Source organism: Bacillus cereus group sp. N6 (assembly GCF_016483705.1).
GTDB classification, from domain to species: domain Bacteria; phylum Bacillota; class Bacilli; order Bacillales; family Bacillaceae_G; genus Bacillus_A; species Bacillus_A wiedmannii.
This window is the reverse complement of record NZ_JAEHBI010000008.1, coordinates 1-17,942: the sequence shown is the minus strand read 5'-3', so window position 1 is coordinate 17,942 and position 17,942 is coordinate 1. Positions and strand designations below refer to the sequence as shown.

Below are 17,942 nucleotides of genomic sequence, written 5' to 3'. Positions count from 1 at the left end.
TATGAACGCTCTCGCTGGCAAAACGGTATTAATTACACGTGCCCAGCATCAAGCGAAACAAATGAGTGTAGCGGTGAAAGAAAAGAGCGGAATTCCATTGGAAATTCCGCTTTTGCGTATGGAAGGTATGTCTCATAGGCAAATTCAACATATAGCAGGGCACCTGCATTCGTATGACTGGGTTATTTTTACGAGTAAAAATGGAGTAGCTTTTTTTCTAGATAGTTTGAGAAAGAAGCTACCCGCAAAGACTAAAATTGCTGCAGTAGGCGTGAAAACAAGGTTAGAGTTAGAAAAGCGGGGCTATCAAGTGGACTTCGTTCCAACTGCATTTGTTGCAGAAGTATTTGCAGAAGAGTTTGTAAAAAGACTAAGTGGAAACGAGTGCATTTTATTTCCGAAAGGGAATTTAGCAAGAGATGTAATTCCAGTTGCACTTCGCGAAATTGGTGTTTCTCTAGATGAGCTAATCGTATATGGTACGAAAGAGAATGTAGGGAAAAGGCAAGAGCTTATAGTAGCGTTAGAAGTAGGGAAAGTAGACATTATTACATTTACAAGCCCTTCAACTGTTACTAGTTTTGTTCGTTTACTTGAGGGTACAAACTGGAGAGAATGGACAAAAAACTGTACAATTGCTTGTATAGGGCCTATTACGGAAAAAGAGGCGATCCTTTATTTTCCACATGTTATTATGCCGAAAGAGTACACTGTAGAAGCATTACTACAATGCATTTGTGAATCTATAAAATAAAAGAATGGGGATAGAAATCTATGAACTCTTTACAATTTAATCGTCATCGTCGCTTAAGACAAAGCGGTAATATGCGTGCGCTTGTGCGTGAAACGTTTTTACATACGGAAGATTTTATTTACCCTATTTTTGTATTAGAAGGAGAAAATGTTCGTAATGAAGTGCCTTCTATGCCAGGCGTATATCAAATATCTTTAGATTTATTGCAAGCTGAAATGCAAGAGGTTGTTGATTTAGGTATTCGTTCTGTTATTGTATTTGGTTTACCTGCTGAAAAAGATGAAGTTGGATCATCAGCATATTGTGATCATGGAATTGTGCAACGTGCAATTAAGCAAATTAAAGGTGAATTCCCTGAGCTAGTAGTAGTTGCAGATACATGTTTATGTCAATTCACAAGCCATGGTCATTGCGGTGTAATTGAAGATGGTATTATTTTAAATGACGAGTCTCTTGCAGTTCTTGCGAAAACAGCTGTAAGCCAAGCGAAAGCAGGAGCGGACATTATTGCGCCATCAAACATGATGGACGGATTCGTAACAGCAATTCGCCATGCATTAGATGAAAATGGTTTTGGACACGTACCAGTAATGTCGTACGCTGTGAAATATTCATCAGCATTTTACGGACCATTCCGTGATGCGGCGCACGGTGCCCCGCAATTTGGTGATCGTAAAACATATCAAATGGATCCAGCGAACCGTATGGAAGCATTCCGTGAAGCAGAATCAGATGTAATGGAAGGGGCAGATTTCTTAATTGTAAAGCCAGCTCTTTCTTACTTAGATATCGTTCGTGATGTGAAAAATAACTTTAATTTACCAGTCGTTGCTTATAACGTAAGTGGTGAATATTCGATGATTAAAGCAGCAGCGCAAAATGGTTGGATTAATGAAAAAGAAGTTGTACTTGAAAAATTAATTAGCATGAAACGTGCAGGAGCAGATTTAATTATTACGTATCATGCAAAAGATGCAGCAAGATGGTTACAAGAAGGAGGCGCTAAATAATGAAAAAGTTTGATAAGTCGATTGCGGCGTTTGAAGAGGCGCAAGATTTAATGCCTGGTGGCGTAAATAGCCCCGTTCGTGCTTTTAAGTCTGTTGGTATGAATCCGTTGTTTATGGAGCGCGGAAAAGGCTCTAAAGTATATGATATCGATGGAAATGAATACATCGATTACGTATTATCATGGGGTCCTTTAATTCATGGTCATGCGAATGATCGTGTTGTTGAAGCTTTAAAATCTGTTGCTGAAAGAGGAACAAGCTTCGGTGCCCCAACGGAAATTGAGAATAAATTAGCGAAACTTGTTATTGAGCGCGTACCATCAATTGAGATTGTACGTATGGTTAACTCTGGAACAGAAGCGACAATGAGTGCGCTACGTTTAGCTCGTGGTTATACAGGACGTAATAAAATTTTGAAATTCATCGGTTGTTACCACGGTCATGGTGATTCGTTATTAATTAAAGCGGGTTCTGGTGTGGCGACGCTAGGTTTACCAGATAGCCCAGGTGTACCAGAAGGTGTAGCGAAAAATACGATTACCGTAGCGTATAACGATTTAGAAAGTGTGAAATACGCTTTCGAACAATTTGGTGATGATATTGCTTGTATAATTGTAGAACCAGTAGCAGGGAATATGGGTGTTGTTCCTCCGCAACCAGGATTTTTAGAAGGTCTTCGTGAAGTAACAGAGCAAAATGGTGCATTGCTTATTTTTGATGAAGTCATGACCGGATTCCGAGTTGCTTATAATTGCGGACAAGGTTATTACGGTGTAACACCTGATTTAACTTGTTTAGGTAAAGTAATCGGTGGTGGCTTACCAGTAGGAGCATACGGTGGTAAAGCAGAAATTATGCGCCAAGTTGCACCGAGCGGACCGATTTACCAAGCAGGTACTTTATCAGGTAACCCACTTGCAATGGCAGCAGGTTATGAAACGTTAGTACAGTTAACGCCAGAATCATATGTAGAATTTGAGCGTAAAGCTGAAATGTTAGAAGCTGGCTTACGTAAAGCGGCTGAAAAACATGGCATTCCGCATCATATTAACCGTGCGGGTTCTATGATTGGTATCTTCTTTACAGATGAACAAGTTATTAATTACGATGCAGCAAAATCTTCAAACTTAGAATTCTTTGCGGCTTACTATCGTGAAATGGTAGAACAAGGTGTATTCTTGCCACCATCTCAATTCGAAGGTCTATTCTTATCGACAGCACATAGTGATGCAGATATTGAAGCGACGATTGCAGCAGCTGAAATTGCAATGTCAAAATTAAAAGCTTAATTGTTGAAAGAAAATCGCTCTCCATAAGGGGAGCGATTTTTTTTATTCATAAAGTCAGCTTTCCATACATAAATCTGTAATGACATATAGTTTGGGAGGGGGAAAAGAAGTGGCAACAGATCATTCATTACGTTTTTCATTAAAAGAATCTGTTTGGTTCCAAAAAGGACAGGAAGTCGAAGAACTTTTGTCAATTTCGTTAGATCCAGACGTTGAGATAGAAGAGCTTGATCATGAAGTTATCGTGAGAGGGCAATTAGATTTAACGGGAGAGTATGTTGCGCGGCAAGATGATTCGGCTTATTCATTAAGAGATTTATCGCCAGCGAAGTCGATTGATTATGTAGAAACAAGGGAAGATGGGGTTAATGAACTTGTTCATTCCTTTCCGCTTGAAATATCAATTCCGAGAAACCGTGTGAAAGTAATTGAAGAACTATATGTATCTATTGAGGAATTTGATTATGAATTAAAGGAAAATGGTTGCTTACAATTATTAGCGGATATATCTATTACTGGTTTATGTGATGAAGAAAGAATCGAGGATGAAGAGGAAGAAACAGCGTATGCTGAGTTAGAGGCTGATTCCGCACAAGAAGATGAAAATAGACCCGCCATGCACGTAGAAGAACCAGTCTATAAGGAATCAGATGAGTGGGAAGATTACGCATTTGAACCGTTTCAACTAGAGGAAAGAAAAGAGCAGGAAGTAGAGGAAGAGGAAATAGAAGAACATGAATTTGTGGAGCGTGAAGAGGAGAAAGAATCAACGCCACAATTTGAATTGTTCGGAAGAAAAGATTTCAAGAAAGAAAAAGCGAAAAAACAAGAAGAGCAAGAAGAAGAAACGTATTCACAGCGAGATGAAAATGCACTTTATTTAACGAAAATATTTACGAAAGAACCGGAAGAAGAATTTACAAAGTTAAGAATGTATTTCGTGCAAGAAGGGGATACAATCGAATCTGTTGCAGACCGTTATGAAACGTCTGTACAAAACTTATATCGTGTCAATCAAACAGAAGATATATATTTAACTGCGGGACAAATTATTTATATTCCTGTTTCAAGGGCAAAAGCGAAATAAGTGAGTGTTTTCACTCACTTATTTTCCTAAAGGCAATGTTTTGAATAGAAAGGGTTATTCGTATGGATATTGAATTACGAAATCGCTATGAACCCATTGTAAGGCAATATAGATTGGATACACAGCATATGGAAGAGCACGGAAGTGTAACGAAAATTTACACGAATCAAGGTCCGTATGCGCTCAAGAAAATAGAAGACGGGAAGTTAGAGAGGAATAACTTTTTGCACCATATTCAATATTTGAAGGAGAACGGTTTTTCAAATTATGTACCTATATACCATGCGACGGATGGAAATTATATTTTAAGTGACGGGACGTATAATTATTATTTAATGCCTTGGTTAGAACGTGCGGAAGGCAACGGCGAGGAAAATGATCAATACCATAAAATGTTTCAAACTCTCGGGACGTTACATCAAAAAACGGTGAAAGAAGAAACGTATACAGAAGAAGATTTAGAAAAACATTATACAAATATATCCGATCGCTGGGAGAATGATGGTGAGATGTTAGAAGAGTTTCTCGTAGAATCTGAAGCGAAGTGGTATATGTCTCCGTTTGAATTGCAATATTGTACGTACTATCATCATGTAATGAGGGCGCGTGAGTTTGCAATGAAGCAATTAACTGAGTGGAACGATGCGATGAAAGAAAAAGAAAAAACACGTATTACTTTTGTACATGGTAACGTATCGCTTAATCATTTCTTATTTGATTATGAACGGAATGGCTATTTTATTAGTTTAGAAAAATCTAAGTTTGCCACACCGGTGCAAGATATAGTAGGGTTTTATTCTCGGTCTTTAAATACGTATCCAATTGCGCGAAGTGATCGGTTTGAATGGTATCAAATGTACCAAAAAAATTTCCCTTTTACGAAAGAAGAGCAACTACTCATGTTTGCATATATGACGTATCCATCGCAATTTATTCGGCAAATCCAGTCTTATAAGAAAAGAAGAGAGAGTCGCAATGAGGAAAATGAACTGCTCGGAGTAAAGAGCTTACAACAATCGCATTGGCTCGTTAGCAATATAGAATATTTCCTTTCGCAATTACAAGCTGCTCAGCAAGGGAGCGGATAAAGTGATGGGGTCTTACTGCCCGCAAATAGCGGGAGAAAGAAGATAAGTAGAGGATGCTACTTATCTTCTTTTTTTGCCCCAAAAGCCGTAGTATTAAATTTATCTTGACGAATAGGGTTTCGTTTTTTACACTATTGTATATAATAATTAACAATCATATAAATGCCTTGAAGGGGAAGAGTATAACAAGAAACGTCTTCAGAGAGGAGAATCATTAGCTGGGAGATTCTCTAGATAGTTATGTTAGAAGGTAGCCCTGGAGCATCTTTTCTGAACGGAATAGTTCTCATTAGGAAAAGACGGATTTGTCCGTTATCAAATTAAGAGTATAAGCAAATTCCTGAATTTGTTTGTAAATAAAGGTGGTACCGCGATGTCCCTCGTCCTTTTTGGATGAGGGGCATTTTTTATTTTAAGGAGGGAAAATAATGTCAAACACGGAAAAGAATTTACCAACTAAATATGATCATATGTCCGTTGAAGAAGGCCTTTATCAATGGTGGCTTGAAGGCAAATATTTCGAAGCAACAGGAGATGAGAAGAAACAACCATACACAATTGTAATTCCACCTCCGAACGTAACTGGTAAGTTACACTTAGGTCATGCTTGGGATACAACTCTTCAAGATATTTTAACTCGTACGAAGCGTATGCAAGGTTACGATGTATTATGGCTTCCAGGAATGGACCATGCGGGTATCGCAACACAAGCGAAAGTAGAAGGGAAACTTCGTGAAGAAGGTATTTCACGTTACGATCTTGGCCGTGAGAAATTCCTTGAAAAAGCTTGGGAATGGAAAGAGGAATACGCGTCTCACATTCGTCAACAATGGGGGAAAGTTGGTTTAGGATTAGACTATTCTCGTGAACGTTTCACATTAGACGAAGGTTTATCTGATGCGGTTAATAAAGTATTCGTTCAATTATACGAAAAAGGCTTAATTTACCGCGGTGAATATATTATCAACTGGGACCCAGCAACACGCACAGCTCTTTCGGATATTGAAGTAATTCATAAAGAAGTTCAAGGTGCATTCTACCATATGAACTATCCGTTAACAGATGGTTCTGGTCATATTCGTCTTGCGACTACTCGTCCAGAAACGATGCTTGGTGATACAGCAGTAGCAGTTCATCCAGAAGACGATCGTTACAAACATTTAATCGGGAAGACAGTTACACTTCCAATCGTAGGCCGTGAGATTCCGATTATTGCTGATGAGTACGTAGAAAAAGATTTCGGAACAGGCGTTGTAAAAATTACACCAGCTCATGACCCGAATGACTTTGAAGTAGGTAACCGTCATGACTTACCACGTATCTTAGTAATGAACGAAGATGGATCAATGAACGAAAAAGCTGGTAAGTATAACGGTATGGATCGTTTCGAATGCCGTAAAGCGTTAGTGAAGGACTTACAAGAAGCGGGCGTATTAGTAGAAATCGAGCCTCATATGCATTCAGTAGGTCATAGTGAGCGTAGTGGTGCAGTTGTTGAGCCTTACTTATCAACACAATGGTTCGTAAAAATGGCTCCACTTGCTGAAAAGGCAGTAGAGCTTCAACAAAAAGAAGAAGAGAAAGTAACGTTCGTACCAGAACGTTTTGAAAACACATACTTACGCTGGATGGAAAACATTCACGACTGGTGTATTTCTCGTCAATTATGGTGGGGACACCGTATTCCAGCTTGGTATCATAAAGAAACTGGTGAAGTATACGTAGGTACAGATGCACCAGCAGATATTGAAAACTGGAATCAAGATAACGATGTACTTGATACATGGTTCAGTTCAGCGTTATGGCCATTCTCAACACTTGGTTGGCCTAATGAAGATGCAGCAGACTTTAAACGTTACTATTCAACAGATGCATTAGTAACGGGTTATGACATCATCTTCTTCTGGGTATCTCGTATGATTTTCCAAGGTTTAGAGTTTACAGGCGAGCGTCCATTTAAAGATGTATTAATTCACGGTTTAGTTCGTGATGAGCAAGGACGTAAAATGAGTAAATCTCTTGGTAACGGTATTGATCCAATGGATGTTATCGAGAAGTACGGTGCAGATGCAATGCGCTATTTCTTATCAACAGGAAGCGCACCAGGTCAAGATCTACGTTTCAGTATGGAAAAAGTAGAGTCTACTTGGAACTTCATTAATAAAATTTGGAACGCATCACGTTTCGTATTAATGAACATGGATGATATGAAGTATGAAGAAATCGATTTAACTGGTGAAAAATCAGTTGCGGATAAGTGGATTTTAACTCGCTTAAACGAAACAATCGAAAGCGTAACGCGTAACATGGATAAATATGAGTTCGGTGAAGCTGGTCGTTCATTATACAACTTCATTTGGGACGATTTCTGTGACTGGTACATTGAAATGGCGAAACTTCCACTTTACGGTGAAGATGAAGCAGCTAAGAAAACAACTCGTTCTATTTTAGCTTACGTATTAGACCAAACAATGCGTCTATTACACCCATTCATGCCATTCGTAACAGAGAAGATTTGGCAACATTTATCGCATGAAGGCGAATCTATTACAGTAGCAGCATGGCCAACAGTTCGTGAAGATTTACAAGATACAGAAGCTGCGGCAGAAATGCACCTTCTAGTTGATATCATTCGCTCTGTTCGTAACATCCGTGCAGAAGTTAATACGCCAATGAGCAAAAAAGTTCAAATGCAAATTAAAGCAAAAGATGAGGCTGTACTTGCTCAACTTACGAAAAACAGCTCTTACATTGAGCGTTTCTGTAACCCAAGCGAATTAATAATTCAAACGGATTTACAAGCACCAGAAAAAGCAATGACTGCAATCGTATCAGGTGCAGAGTTATTCTTACCGTTAGCTGATCTTATCAATCTTGATGAAGAGAGAGCACGTCTTGAGAAAGAATTTGAGAAGTTCGACAAAGAAGTAGAACGTGTACAGAAGAAACTTTCAAACCAAGGTTTCGTAGCGAAAGCTCCTGCAGCAGTTATTGACGGAGAGCGTGCGAAAGAGCAAGACTACCTAGAAAAACGTGAAGCAGTTCGCCAACGTCTAGCAGATCTTGAAAAGTAAAATATTTTTTAGAGGCTCACTATATTGGTGAGTCTCTTTTCTTTGCGTATAATAGGAGTATGAAGGTTGTCTTTTGAAAGGGGAAGCATACGTGATACATACATACGAAGAAGCGATAGGGTGGATTCATAGCCGATTGAAGTTTGGTATTAAACCGGGATTAGAAAGAATGAAATGGATGCTAGAAGAGCTCGGAAATCCAGAGCGTCACATAAAATGTGTTCATCTTGCTGGTACAAATGGAAAAGGTTCAACGTTAACATATATGCGCTACATGTTAGAAGATGCAAAATATAAGGTAGGAACATTTACCTCTCCATATATTGAAACATTTAACGAACGTATTAGTGTGAACGGGACACCAATTGCAGATGAAGAGATTACTGAACTTGTAAAGATGGTAAAGCCAGTCGTTGAAAAACTAGATGGGACGGATTTAGGGGAAGCGACTGAGTTTGAAATTATTACTGTTATGGCAATTTGTTATTTCGGTAAAGTTAATTTCTGTGATGTTGTTTTATTTGAAACAGGGCTTGGAGGGCGCTTTGATTCTACGAATGTTATTCATCCTGTTCTCACGATTATTACAAATATCGGCCACGATCATATGCATATTTTAGGGAATACACTAGGAGAAATTGCATATGAAAAGGCGGGGATTATTAAGTCTGGTGTTCCGGTTATTACTGGTGTACAAGATGAGGAAGCATTGCAAGTCATTCAAAAAGTTGCAAAGGAAAATCATGCAAACTTATACGAGATGGGCAAGCATTTTACAGCGTTACATAAACAGTCTGGCGAAGATGGAGAACGGTTCGATTTCACTTGTCCTTTCGCCACTTTTGAAGATGTGCGAATCTCAATGAAAGGTGTTCACCAAGTAGGAAACGCAGCACTTGCACTTATGGCAGTCATGTATGTCAAAACATACTTATCATTTTTAATTGAGGAAGTAGAAATAAGAACTGGATTACAGGAAGCGTATTGGATTGGTCGATTTGAAAAACTGCAAAGCAATCCAGATATTATTATAGATGGTGCCCATAACCCAGAAGGTATCGAAAGTCTTGTGAAAACAGTAGAATCACATTACAAAAATAAAAATGTAATAGTTTTATTTACTGCCCTAGGTGATAAACAATTGCATAATATGGTAGATCAATTAGAAACCATTGCCGATGACATTATTTTTACAACATTCGCCTTTGATCGTGCTATTTCTGCTGACAAGCTTGCATCGTATTCAAAGAAAGAGTCAAAACTAGTTTTTGAAAATTGGAAAGAGGCAATTGATACGAAGGTTGAAATGATTGGAGAAAATGATGTTTTTATCATAACAGGTTCTCTTTATTTCATTTCGGAAGTTCGAAAATATATTCGCGAGAAAAACTAGATAGTCTTTGCTATCTAGTTTTTTTGTTCTACAAATGAAGTCAAATGCATACATATAAGATAAATATATAGGGTTATTTGGCGAATTCCTCTGACAAATATCTCGTTTTTTTGTGAAATGAATATGATATGATGCGGACAATGATAAGAGGTGAGGTGTGAGTGTATGGACAAGCAATCACGAACGATCTCAGTGAAAGTGAATGGAACAGAAGCGAAGTATGAGGAGAAGAAGAAAGATGAATTTGAATGGATGGTAGTAGAAAGTGAAAGACCGAAAAACGTTGTTCCGTTTCAAAAAGCGAAATTGGTGTCTAAGGAAAAAAAACGAAAGAAGTGGAGCAATACGTTAATTGCAATCGTTGCCACTGCGATTGTTATTGGTACGGCTTTTGGGATGGGAATGCTACAGTTACTTAAAGGACAAGGTGCGACAGGGGGAAGCGAAGTAACAGCTTCGAAGCAGATGCGAAATGAAGAATCAAAGGTGGGCGGAACGGCAGAACAAACACCGGCACCAAAAGAGGAAAAACAAAAAGCACAGACAGGAACGTCATTAGATCCAATGAAGTTATTTTTTGTGCAAGGAGGGATTTATTCTTCCGAAGAAAAGGGACAGGCCGCTCTTGAAGAGTGGAAAGGTAATGGAGGCGTTGCAGCTTTAAAACCGAGCGGTGATAAGTATGCATTAGTTGTTGGTATTGCTAGCGATGAACAAGGCATAAATCAATTAATGACGCAGTATAAAAATGATAATGTCTCCGTATTGAAAAAGAACTGGGATATAACAGATAAAGCGTTACTTAAAGATGATAAAGAAGTTGGGGCATTTTTAACAAAAGTACAGCCATTATATACTCATTTAGCAAAATATGCTTCCAGCGTACAAGCTAGTGGAAAAAGTAATGCAAAAGATATAGGTGCGATTGAAAAAGAGTGGAAAGCAATTGAAAAAGAAGGAAAAAGTATGAAGCAGGAAGAAGCAAAGAAATTGTATATGTATACGTCAATAGCTGTGCAAACAGTGAAGGATGGAAAAGGTGATAAGGAATCTTTGGCGAAATTAAATCAAGTTATTATTGATGGTATACTTTCATATGAAAAAATTGTTTCCCAAAAGGTGAAATGATAGGATAATGAAATGACGAAGGAAGAAGTATAGGTACTTCTTTCTTTTCTTTTGAATTTAGAGCAAAGTGCTTTCTCTATGGCAGGAATATAATCGTATTTTAGTAAAAAGTATTATTTTATTTAGAGAAAATAATATTTCTGTCATTTGTGGACAAACTATTCCTTTGATACGATTGATGTAAATGATTCTGCTTCATGTGAGAAAGGAAGGAGAAAATATGAGAAAAATTATTTTAGCATCAGGGTCACCTCGCAGGAAGGAACTGCTTGAGTTAGCGGATGTACCATTTGAAATCATTGTAAGTGAAGTAGAAGAGACGATTGGTGCGTACTCATCACCTTCTGATATCGTTATGTCCCTCGCCCTGCAAAAAGCATCTGCGGTAGCAGAAACGAATAGTGATTACATTGTGTTAGGTGCAGACACAATTGTTACATATGAATCGCGTATTCTTGGAAAGCCTTCTAATGAGGCTGAGGCGAAAGAAATGTTGCGATTATTATCAGGGAAAACACATGAAGTGTATACTGGTGTTGCAATTATAGCGAAAGACAAAACAGTCACTTTTTACGAGCGTACAGAAGTTACGTTTTGGGAATTAACAGAAGAGGAAATTGACGTATATGTTGCATCAAAAGAACCTCTTGATAAAGCAGGGAGTTATGGAATTCAAGGTAAAGGATCTATTTTTGTTCAACATATTCAAGGGGACTACTATAGTGTAGTCGGGTTACCAATTTCACGTCTTGTTCGGGAATTAAAACAATTTAATATTGATGTAACCCATGCGTAAAATTGCATGGGATTTTCTTTGAGAGAACAAATAAAAGGGGTGGAGAAATGAACGGTATTCGTGATGTTGTCAAAGAAGAACAGCCACGGGAGCGTTTATTGTTAGAAGGAGCTGGAAGTTTATCGAATCGGGAGCTTCTTGCTGTGTTACTTAGAACAGGTTCTAAAGAAGAAACAGTTTTAAAGTTATCAGATAAAATTTTACATCACTTTGACGGTTTACGTATGTTGAAAGATGCAACGTTAGAAGAGCTTGTCAGTATACATGGTGTTGGGATTGCAAAGGCAGCCCAGCTTATAGCTGCTTTTGAACTTGGTAGAAGAATGGTACGTTTAGAATATCAAAATAGATATAGCATTCGAAGCCCAGAAGATTGCGCGAGATATATGATGGAAGAAATGCGTTTCCTGCAGCAGGAGCATTTTGTATGTGTAAACTTAACATATATACTAATAAAAATCTATATCTAATACTTCTGTTGTGCCATTTTTTTTATCAATTTTGATACTCTCTATAAACATACTCATAAATTGTTTTTTATCTGCCGGAGGTAAGTATGACCAATTGTTTTTTATATTATCTACAATTTCTTTTATGGTATCAGAATCGATTTCTGTATTTTGATTAGGTGTTAAAGATTGTAGTTTTTCGGTCAATTTCTCCAGCATTTCCTTCGTTTCTTTCATGCGATCCGTAAATTCTTCATCAGTCATTAAATCATTAGACCATGCTTTTTGGAATTTTTCTCTTTGACGTTCTGTTTTAGAAATTTGTTTTTTTATTATTTCGGATTCATCATCATCTTCTTTAAACTGTGGAATTTGTTCGAAATGCAAATCTGAAATGTATTTTAAAAAAGCTTTCTCTACTTTCTTTTCACTGGAAGCAAAAGGTTTATTTACTCTATTTAAAGCACATGATTGGCAACGATATTGATTACACTCCACATGTTGATCGTCTCTTTTTCTGTAATATCGGGATCTCTCACTACCTAAACGATTACCGCAATTTGGACATATTAATTTCATTTGATAAATAAAAATTGAATTACATTGACGTTTTTTAAAGTTTTGGCGACTTGAAAGGAGTTTTTGTAATTTCATAAACCGTTCTTTAGTAATGATTCCTTCATGTGTATCTTCAATTATTTCATCAGACCACTTTATAGTCCCGTATACGGCGTTATTAGAAAGAATGTCTAATATGGTAGCTATATGCCATTTGTAACCTCTTATGGGGCTAACATAGCTGTCTAAATGGATGGCAAGTTGTCTAATAGAGTAACCTTCTTCGATTTTTCGTACCATGTCTAAAACTACTTTACTTTCAGTCTCATTTATTATAAGTTTACTATTCTTATTTTTATCAAATCCAAAAGGAGCCTTTGCTGAATATTCGCCTTGTCTTGCTTTTTCGATTTGTCCCATTTTAACACGCTCACCTAAATTTTCTCTTTCCCATTGAGCTAAAGCGGCAACGATGGTAATGAACATTCTACCCATTGCTGTAGAAGTATCATAAACCTCTGTTGCTGATTTAAAAGCACAATTATATTTATCAAACGTATCAAGTAACTTATATAGGTCCATGACTGAACGAGTTAAGCGATCTAACCGATAGACAAGAACCGTAGTAATTAAACCTTGTTTTATATGATCAAGTAACATTTCTAATTGTGGACGATTAGTATCTTTTGCTGATAAACCTTCATCCACATAGAATTTAAAATTATCCCAATCCTGTGCAATACAATATGCTTTTAATTTTTCACGTTGAGCTGAGATAGAGAAACCATCTCTCACTTGTTCCTCGGTACTTACTCTTATATAAATTCCAACAGTCACTATTCTCTCTCCTTTAAAAAAAGAGGACAGCTAGCAAGGCTGTCCATTAAATTTTTAGCGCTAAAGATTTAATTGATTTAGGTATTAGTTTAATGTGGCCATGTACATTACTACTTTACCGTGTATCTTTATATTCGCAGCATCTTCATAAGGAACTGTGTAATCAAAGAAACGATTGTCATATGAATCTGGTCGGAATATTAATCGTTTATTTTCCTTATCATTAAAGAAACGTTTTACAGAATAATCGCAGCCGTTACTAAAAACAACTATATCATTATCGTAAAGCTCTTCTAAAGTGACTGCTTTTACGGCAATCAAAGAGGTATGTGGAATAACTTTATTCATCGAGTCACCATTAACACGAGTCATAAAGATATCTTCCCTACCTGCCCATTTCCCCATTAATGCATCGGGAATATGTATAGTTTCCAAATCCATTTCTGTCATTCCATCAATTTCTAGTGGTAAACCAGCTGAAATTGAAGTTGGAACATAAGTATATGAAGATTCACGTACTAAAGAAATATTTGGAGTATTCGTCTTATACACTTCATTCGTTGGTGGGAACAAATCATTGATCGATATATCCAATGCTTGTGCTATTGCAAATAGTACATCTTGTTCAGGTTCGTTTGTCCCATTTTCATAAGATGAAATTGTATTATGTTTTTTTCCTATTCGTAATCCTAATTCTTTTTGTGTCATTTTCTTTAGTTTTCTAAAATTTTTAATTTGTTGACCAACATATTTAGAAACATCTTGTTTCATGAAGTTCCACCTCCTTTCCAACTATATTATATCATATTTCATGAAGTTTTAAACTGAAAATTTCATAGGACAAGAAAATAAAAAATAAATTTCATAAAACATGAAAGTGAATGTTGAAATTTGTAAAAACTTCATGTAATATGAAAATCGTTAACAAGGAGGTGGGAATATTGCAAGACAACCTAATAAAGTTGCGTATGTATAATAGGTTAAATCAACAGGATATGGCTGATTTAATAGGAGTTGATAAAAGAACATATGTCAACAAAGAGCATGGGGTTACTCAATTTAAGGCGAATGAAATGTTTTTAATCGCTCAAAAGTTTGGTAAAGGAATTGAAGAAATTTTTTTGTCAACTAACTTCATGAAATGTGAAGTTTTTAAGGGGCGGTATCAGTGAAGCGAACAGTATTGGATAATCCGCCAAGTGAAGAAACCAAGTTGAAAATGGTTGGATTTTTAATGAAAACGATGGTTCCTCGTGTATTAGCTGCTCGTAAAGCAGAACAAGAGAAAAGGATGGTGACTAATCATGAACGGAGTATTATCCGCAAGTAAATTAATGAAAGCATCTCAGGTACGCAAACAATGTGCTGAGGTGCGTAATAACCCTACACAAATGTTTGTAACCGAAATGAGAGCAAAGTGTCAGCTAAGGGAAATGAACCGTAAGGTTTCAAATCGAAGGGAGGTGAACTAATTGAAGGAAGTAACATTGGTTTTTAAATCAGGTGCAACGGTTAGTTTTACAGCTGAACAATTTAAAACGTTTAAAAATAGTTTTGGTTTTTTATCAACAATTGAATGGGAAGGTGCTACTGGAAAGTTGCCAGTTCATATTGCTTCTAGTAATATCGATGCAATATTTGTGGAAGACATTGACAAAAGTAAATCCATTAAGGAGCCTGATCATCCAATCGAAGATTTCTACGGTTGTGAAATCAAGCAAGATGATAAGTATTTTATGTTTGGACAGGATGTCGTACTTAAAGAAAATCTAACGGAATACTTAGTTGAGCAACAAAATGTTGAATGTTTTAAAGCTGTATAAAAAGAAAACCACCTGCGCCAACAGGTGATCTAAGAAAATAAATTTTCAACATGATTATAGCACGAATTCAACTCATGTAAAGGAGTGAACTGCTAATGAATATTAAAGAAATAAGTAAAGCTGTACAAGCTATAAGGTTAGCGGGAAATGAAGATGGCATTATTAGTATTCGTGGTAATGAAGTTTTACTTAATAATGAAACATTCGAATCAGTTTTAGATGAATACAAAATTAAGCCGGTTATAACAAAACGCGAATCAGAAGAATATCCATATGAAGTGGCATTTATAAGTGACAATGTGGTCTACTACTCTATCTACACTTCAGAAAGGATGGAAGAAAAAATTGCGGGGATACCAAACAGTAGAAAACTCAATGGTAGTCGGGAATCGTCAGGATTCAGTTATAAGTGATGTTATGTGTGATTGCACAAGTTGTGGAAAGGAAATCTATTTTGGTGAAGAGTACCGTGATATTGGTGGTAATTACATACACGATGAAACAGATTGCATTAAACAATATGTAGAGTCTCATTCCATAAAGAAAGTAGCGGGTGAGTAAAATGAATGCTGCTATTGAAGAATTAGAAAAGTCATTAAGTGTGGAACAACGAAGATTAGGTGATTATCAACGTGATTTGGAAAGAATGGCAGAGAAAAAGCCAATCGTTGAACAAAATATTCAAGATACTGAAAGTAAAATTAAGGACTTTGAAGCTTCAATCTTTGTTCTAAAGAAAATGGCAGAGGGGTAAATATTATGTTTCCTGCAAAGCTTAGGGAAGTAAGAGAAAAGAAGGATCTTACACAACAAGAGTTAGCAGAAAAGATTAATAAAGATAGATCCACAGTTTCTAATTATGAAACAGGAGATTCTAAACCTACCATTTATGTATTAAGCGATATTGCAACAGCCTTAGGTGTATCAACAGATTATTTATTAGGAAGAGTAGAGGTGGATTAATTGGAAATTACAAATGGTGCTGCTATTACCAAAAGTAAAAAAGCGAAAATCATTATCTATTCAAAGCCGGGTAACGGAAAAACAACGGTTGCTGGATTATTACCAGGTAAAACATTAGTCCTTGATATCGATGGGACAAGCCAAGTATTAGAAGGATATGAAAATATAGACATGGCTAAAATTGATGGCGAAAATCCACATGATAGCATTCTACAGTTCTACGCACTGGCCAAAGCGAACATCAGTAAATACGATAACATCTTTATCGATAATTTAACGCATTACCAAAAGTTATGGCTGCTTAAAAAAGGTGAAAATACAAAAAGTGGTATGCCGGAATTAAAGGACTACGCTTTGCTAGATAACCATCTTTTAAAGTTAGTAGAAACATTTAATTCATTAGATGCAAATGTTATTTTCACAGCTTGGGAGACAACAAGAAATATCACTCATGATGATGGGCAACAATATACGCAATTCATTCCAGATATTCGGGATAAGATCGTCAATCACATTATGGGAATCGTTCATGTTGTTGGTCAATTAGTTAAAAAGGCAGATGGTACAAGAGGATTTGTTTTTGAAGGTAATCAAAGCGTGTTTGCTAAGAATCATTTAGATCAACGTAAAGGCTGCGTGCAACAAGAATTAATACTAATGAATGCGGAGGAATAACCATGAAAACGATCTACTTGTTAGTGCTAGCGGTTAGTTTTGGAGTCACGGTTCACTTCATAAATACACCTAACGAGCTTCTCTTTAATGTTTTATTTTCTAACTTGCTAGCTCTAATGGGTATCGGTCTTTACAAGTTATGTGATTGGTCAGGATTGTGGGATACCAACGAAGAATGAAGAGTTAAATTAAACAATAAACCAATTGGAGGAATAAATAATGAGTTTTAAATTTAAATTTGATGAAGAAAATGTATCACAAGGATTCGGTCTTGTAGAGGAAGGTAAATATGAAGTTACGATGATAGCTGCTGAAGCAAAAGAATGGCAAGGTCAATATTCTATGGGGTTCGATGTAGAAATCCGTTCAGATATTCAACAAAAGCATCAAGGAGCAAAAATCCTATATAACACTCTATATCTAACTAGCAGTAATCAAGATTATAAAGAAGACACTGAAAAGAAACGTAACTCATTCTTGAAAGCTTGTGGTTACACAGGTAAACAGGAATTAGATTTAACTGTTGTTGTACGTGAGATTTTAGGTAAAACAGTTTTAGCTTACGTAAAACACGAAACAAAGAATGATAAAACGTTTGCTAAAGTCAAATTCGTGGCACCATCAAATGTAACTCCACCTCAACCAAGTGGATCACCAATTAGTGTTGGGGATGACGATCTACCATTCTAAATAAAACTTAATAGAGAGGTTGGTTTTAACCGACTTCTCTTTTTTATACCCTAAAAGGCAAATTGGAGGGCGAAATGAAAGAAAATCCATACAATTTTAATGAAATTCCTGCTGAGTTAAAGGCCCTTCCTCAATGGATCTTGTGGAAGTTTGAAACACGAAATGGTAAGCAGACCAAAGTTCCGTGTCAAGTAACAGGCGAGATGGCCCAAGCAAATAACAGGCGTACCTGGTCAACGTTTGCAACAGCAGTCAAATTTTACTTAGAAGGTGAATATGACGGAATAGGCTTTGTATTCAGTAGGCAGGATAATTACATCGGAATAGA

Annotated in this window: 22 protein-coding genes, 1 pseudogene and 1 other annotated feature; of the genes and pseudogenes, 21 read left to right on the top strand and 2 right to left on the bottom strand. The window is 36.7% G+C overall.

Annotated features, from left to right (window positions below; translation table 11 throughout):
* Nucleotide 1 precedes the first annotated feature (1 nt).
* The 10 genes from hemD (at nucleotide 2) to JDS99_RS08680 (ending at nucleotide 12,089) form a co-directional block, all read left to right on the top strand.
* Nucleotides 2–754: a uroporphyrinogen-III synthase gene (hemD, locus tag JDS99_RS08725; protein ID WP_088064513.1), complete on the top strand. Its 753-nt coding sequence runs from the start codon at nucleotides 2–4 to the stop codon at nucleotides 752–754.
* 20 nt (nucleotides 755–774) lie between these two features.
* On the top strand, nucleotides 775–1,764 hold the full coding sequence (hemB, locus tag JDS99_RS08720) for a porphobilinogen synthase (RefSeq protein WP_088064512.1): 990 nt from the start codon (nucleotides 775–777) through the stop codon (nucleotides 1,762–1,764).
* Nucleotides 1,764–3,053: a glutamate-1-semialdehyde 2,1-aminomutase gene (hemL, locus tag JDS99_RS08715; protein ID WP_048541355.1), complete on the top strand. Its 1,290-nt coding sequence runs from the start codon at nucleotides 1,764–1,766 to the stop codon at nucleotides 3,051–3,053. The genes hemB and hemL overlap by 1 nt, the downstream gene beginning before the upstream one ends.
* Nucleotides 3,054–3,162: 109 nt before the next feature.
* Nucleotides 3,163–4,140 (top strand): stage VI sporulation protein D, encoded by a 978-nt coding sequence (gene spoVID / locus JDS99_RS08710; protein ID WP_048541357.1) that lies wholly within the window; start codon nucleotides 3,163–3,165, stop codon nucleotides 4,138–4,140.
* Nucleotides 4,141–4,202: 62 nt separating this feature from the next.
* A complete protein-coding gene (gene ysxE / locus JDS99_RS08705; protein WP_199694946.1) occupies nucleotides 4,203–5,228 on the top strand; it encodes a spore coat protein YsxE in 1,026 nt (341 codons plus the stop codon).
* 158 nt (nucleotides 5,229–5,386) lie between these two features.
* Nucleotides 5,387–5,619 (top strand) — a binding site (T-box leader).
* Between the two features lie 37 nt (nucleotides 5,620–5,656).
* Nucleotides 5,657–8,302: a valine--tRNA ligase gene (locus JDS99_RS08700; RefSeq protein WP_199694945.1), complete on the top strand. Its 2,646-nt coding sequence runs from the start codon at nucleotides 5,657–5,659 to the stop codon at nucleotides 8,300–8,302.
* Nucleotides 8,303–8,393: 91 nt separating this feature from the next.
* Nucleotides 8,394–9,695, top strand: coding sequence for a glutamate ligase domain-containing protein (locus tag JDS99_RS08695; RefSeq protein WP_199694944.1), 1,302 nt, complete (start codon nucleotides 8,394–8,396; stop codon nucleotides 9,693–9,695).
* Between the two features lie 165 nt (nucleotides 9,696–9,860).
* A complete protein-coding gene (locus JDS99_RS08690) occupies nucleotides 9,861–10,823 on the top strand; it encodes a stage II sporulation protein B (RefSeq protein WP_088123459.1) in 963 nt (320 codons plus the stop codon).
* Nucleotides 10,824–11,043: 220 nt separating this feature from the next.
* Nucleotides 11,044–11,619 (top strand): Maf family protein, encoded by a 576-nt coding sequence (locus JDS99_RS08685; RefSeq protein ID WP_075312532.1) that lies wholly within the window; start codon nucleotides 11,044–11,046, stop codon nucleotides 11,617–11,619.
* 47 nt (nucleotides 11,620–11,666) lie between these two features.
* Complete coding sequence (locus JDS99_RS08680) at nucleotides 11,667–12,089, top strand: UPF0758 domain-containing protein (protein WP_199694943.1); 423 nt, start codon at nucleotides 11,667–11,669, stop codon at nucleotides 12,087–12,089.
* Here JDS99_RS08680 and JDS99_RS08675 read toward each other — a convergent pair.
* Together JDS99_RS08675 and JDS99_RS08670 are read right to left on the bottom strand one after the other, a co-directional pair.
* Entirely contained in the window at nucleotides 12,069–13,463 is a 1,395-nt protein-coding gene (locus tag JDS99_RS08675; protein WP_199694942.1) for a recombinase family protein, read from the bottom strand. The two genes, JDS99_RS08680 and JDS99_RS08675, sit on opposite strands and share 21 nt — an antisense overlap.
* Nucleotides 13,464–13,547: 84 nt before the next feature.
* Nucleotides 13,548–14,234 carry a helix-turn-helix domain-containing protein gene (locus JDS99_RS08670; RefSeq protein WP_199694941.1) on the bottom strand — a complete coding sequence of 229 codons (687 nt, stop codon included), beginning with the start codon at nucleotides 14,232–14,234 and terminating at the stop codon, nucleotides 13,548–13,550.
* A gap of 197 nt (nucleotides 14,235–14,431) precedes the next feature.
* Between JDS99_RS08670 and JDS99_RS08665 the strand changes: the two genes are divergently transcribed.
* From JDS99_RS08665 to JDS99_RS08615, 11 genes and pseudogenes are all read left to right on the top strand, one after another.
* Nucleotides 14,432–14,635, top strand: a complete 204-nt coding sequence (locus tag JDS99_RS08665) for a helix-turn-helix transcriptional regulator (protein ID WP_472926332.1) — start codon at nucleotides 14,432–14,434, stop codon at nucleotides 14,633–14,635.
* A complete protein-coding gene (locus tag JDS99_RS08660) occupies nucleotides 14,632–14,793 on the top strand; it encodes a hypothetical protein (protein WP_199694939.1) in 162 nt (53 codons plus the stop codon). Before JDS99_RS08665 ends, JDS99_RS08660 begins: the two co-directional genes overlap by 4 nt.
* Before the next feature lie 142 nt (nucleotides 14,794–14,935).
* On the top strand, nucleotides 14,936–15,286 hold the full coding sequence (locus tag JDS99_RS08655) for a YqaI family protein (protein WP_199694938.1): 351 nt from the start codon (nucleotides 14,936–14,938) through the stop codon (nucleotides 15,284–15,286).
* Between the two features lie 95 nt (nucleotides 15,287–15,381).
* Nucleotides 15,382–15,699, top strand: coding sequence for a hypothetical protein (locus JDS99_RS08650; RefSeq protein ID WP_199694937.1), 318 nt, complete (start codon nucleotides 15,382–15,384; stop codon nucleotides 15,697–15,699).
* A complete protein-coding gene (locus JDS99_RS08645) occupies nucleotides 15,662–15,847 on the top strand; it encodes a hypothetical protein (RefSeq protein WP_199694974.1) in 186 nt (61 codons plus the stop codon). Before JDS99_RS08650 ends, JDS99_RS08645 begins: the two co-directional genes overlap by 38 nt.
* A 1-nt stretch (nucleotide 15,848) precedes the next feature.
* Complete coding sequence (locus JDS99_RS08640) at nucleotides 15,849–16,040, top strand: hypothetical protein (protein ID WP_199694936.1); 192 nt, start codon at nucleotides 15,849–15,851, stop codon at nucleotides 16,038–16,040.
* A 5-nt stretch (nucleotides 16,041–16,045) separates the two neighbouring features.
* Nucleotides 16,046–16,249 (top strand): helix-turn-helix domain-containing protein, encoded by a 204-nt coding sequence (locus JDS99_RS08635; protein WP_199694935.1) that lies wholly within the window; start codon nucleotides 16,046–16,048, stop codon nucleotides 16,247–16,249.
* A complete protein-coding gene (locus tag JDS99_RS08630) occupies nucleotides 16,250–16,924 on the top strand; it encodes an AAA family ATPase (RefSeq protein ID WP_199694934.1) in 675 nt (224 codons plus the stop codon). It abuts the gene before it with no gap.
* A 2-nt stretch (nucleotides 16,925–16,926) separates the two neighbouring features.
* Nucleotides 16,927–17,103 carry a hypothetical protein gene (locus JDS99_RS08625; RefSeq protein WP_199694933.1) on the top strand — a complete coding sequence of 59 codons (177 nt, stop codon included), beginning with the start codon at nucleotides 16,927–16,929 and terminating at the stop codon, nucleotides 17,101–17,103.
* 40 nt (nucleotides 17,104–17,143) lie between these two features.
* The gene (locus JDS99_RS08620; RefSeq protein WP_199694932.1) at nucleotides 17,144–17,614 is read left to right on the top strand and encodes a DUF669 domain-containing protein; all 471 of its coding nucleotides are present in this window, start codon (nucleotides 17,144–17,146) and stop codon (nucleotides 17,612–17,614) included.
* Between the two features lie 74 nt (nucleotides 17,615–17,688).
* Nucleotides 17,689–17,942, top strand: a pseudogene (locus tag JDS99_RS08615) (phage/plasmid primase, P4 family); the annotation flags it as partial.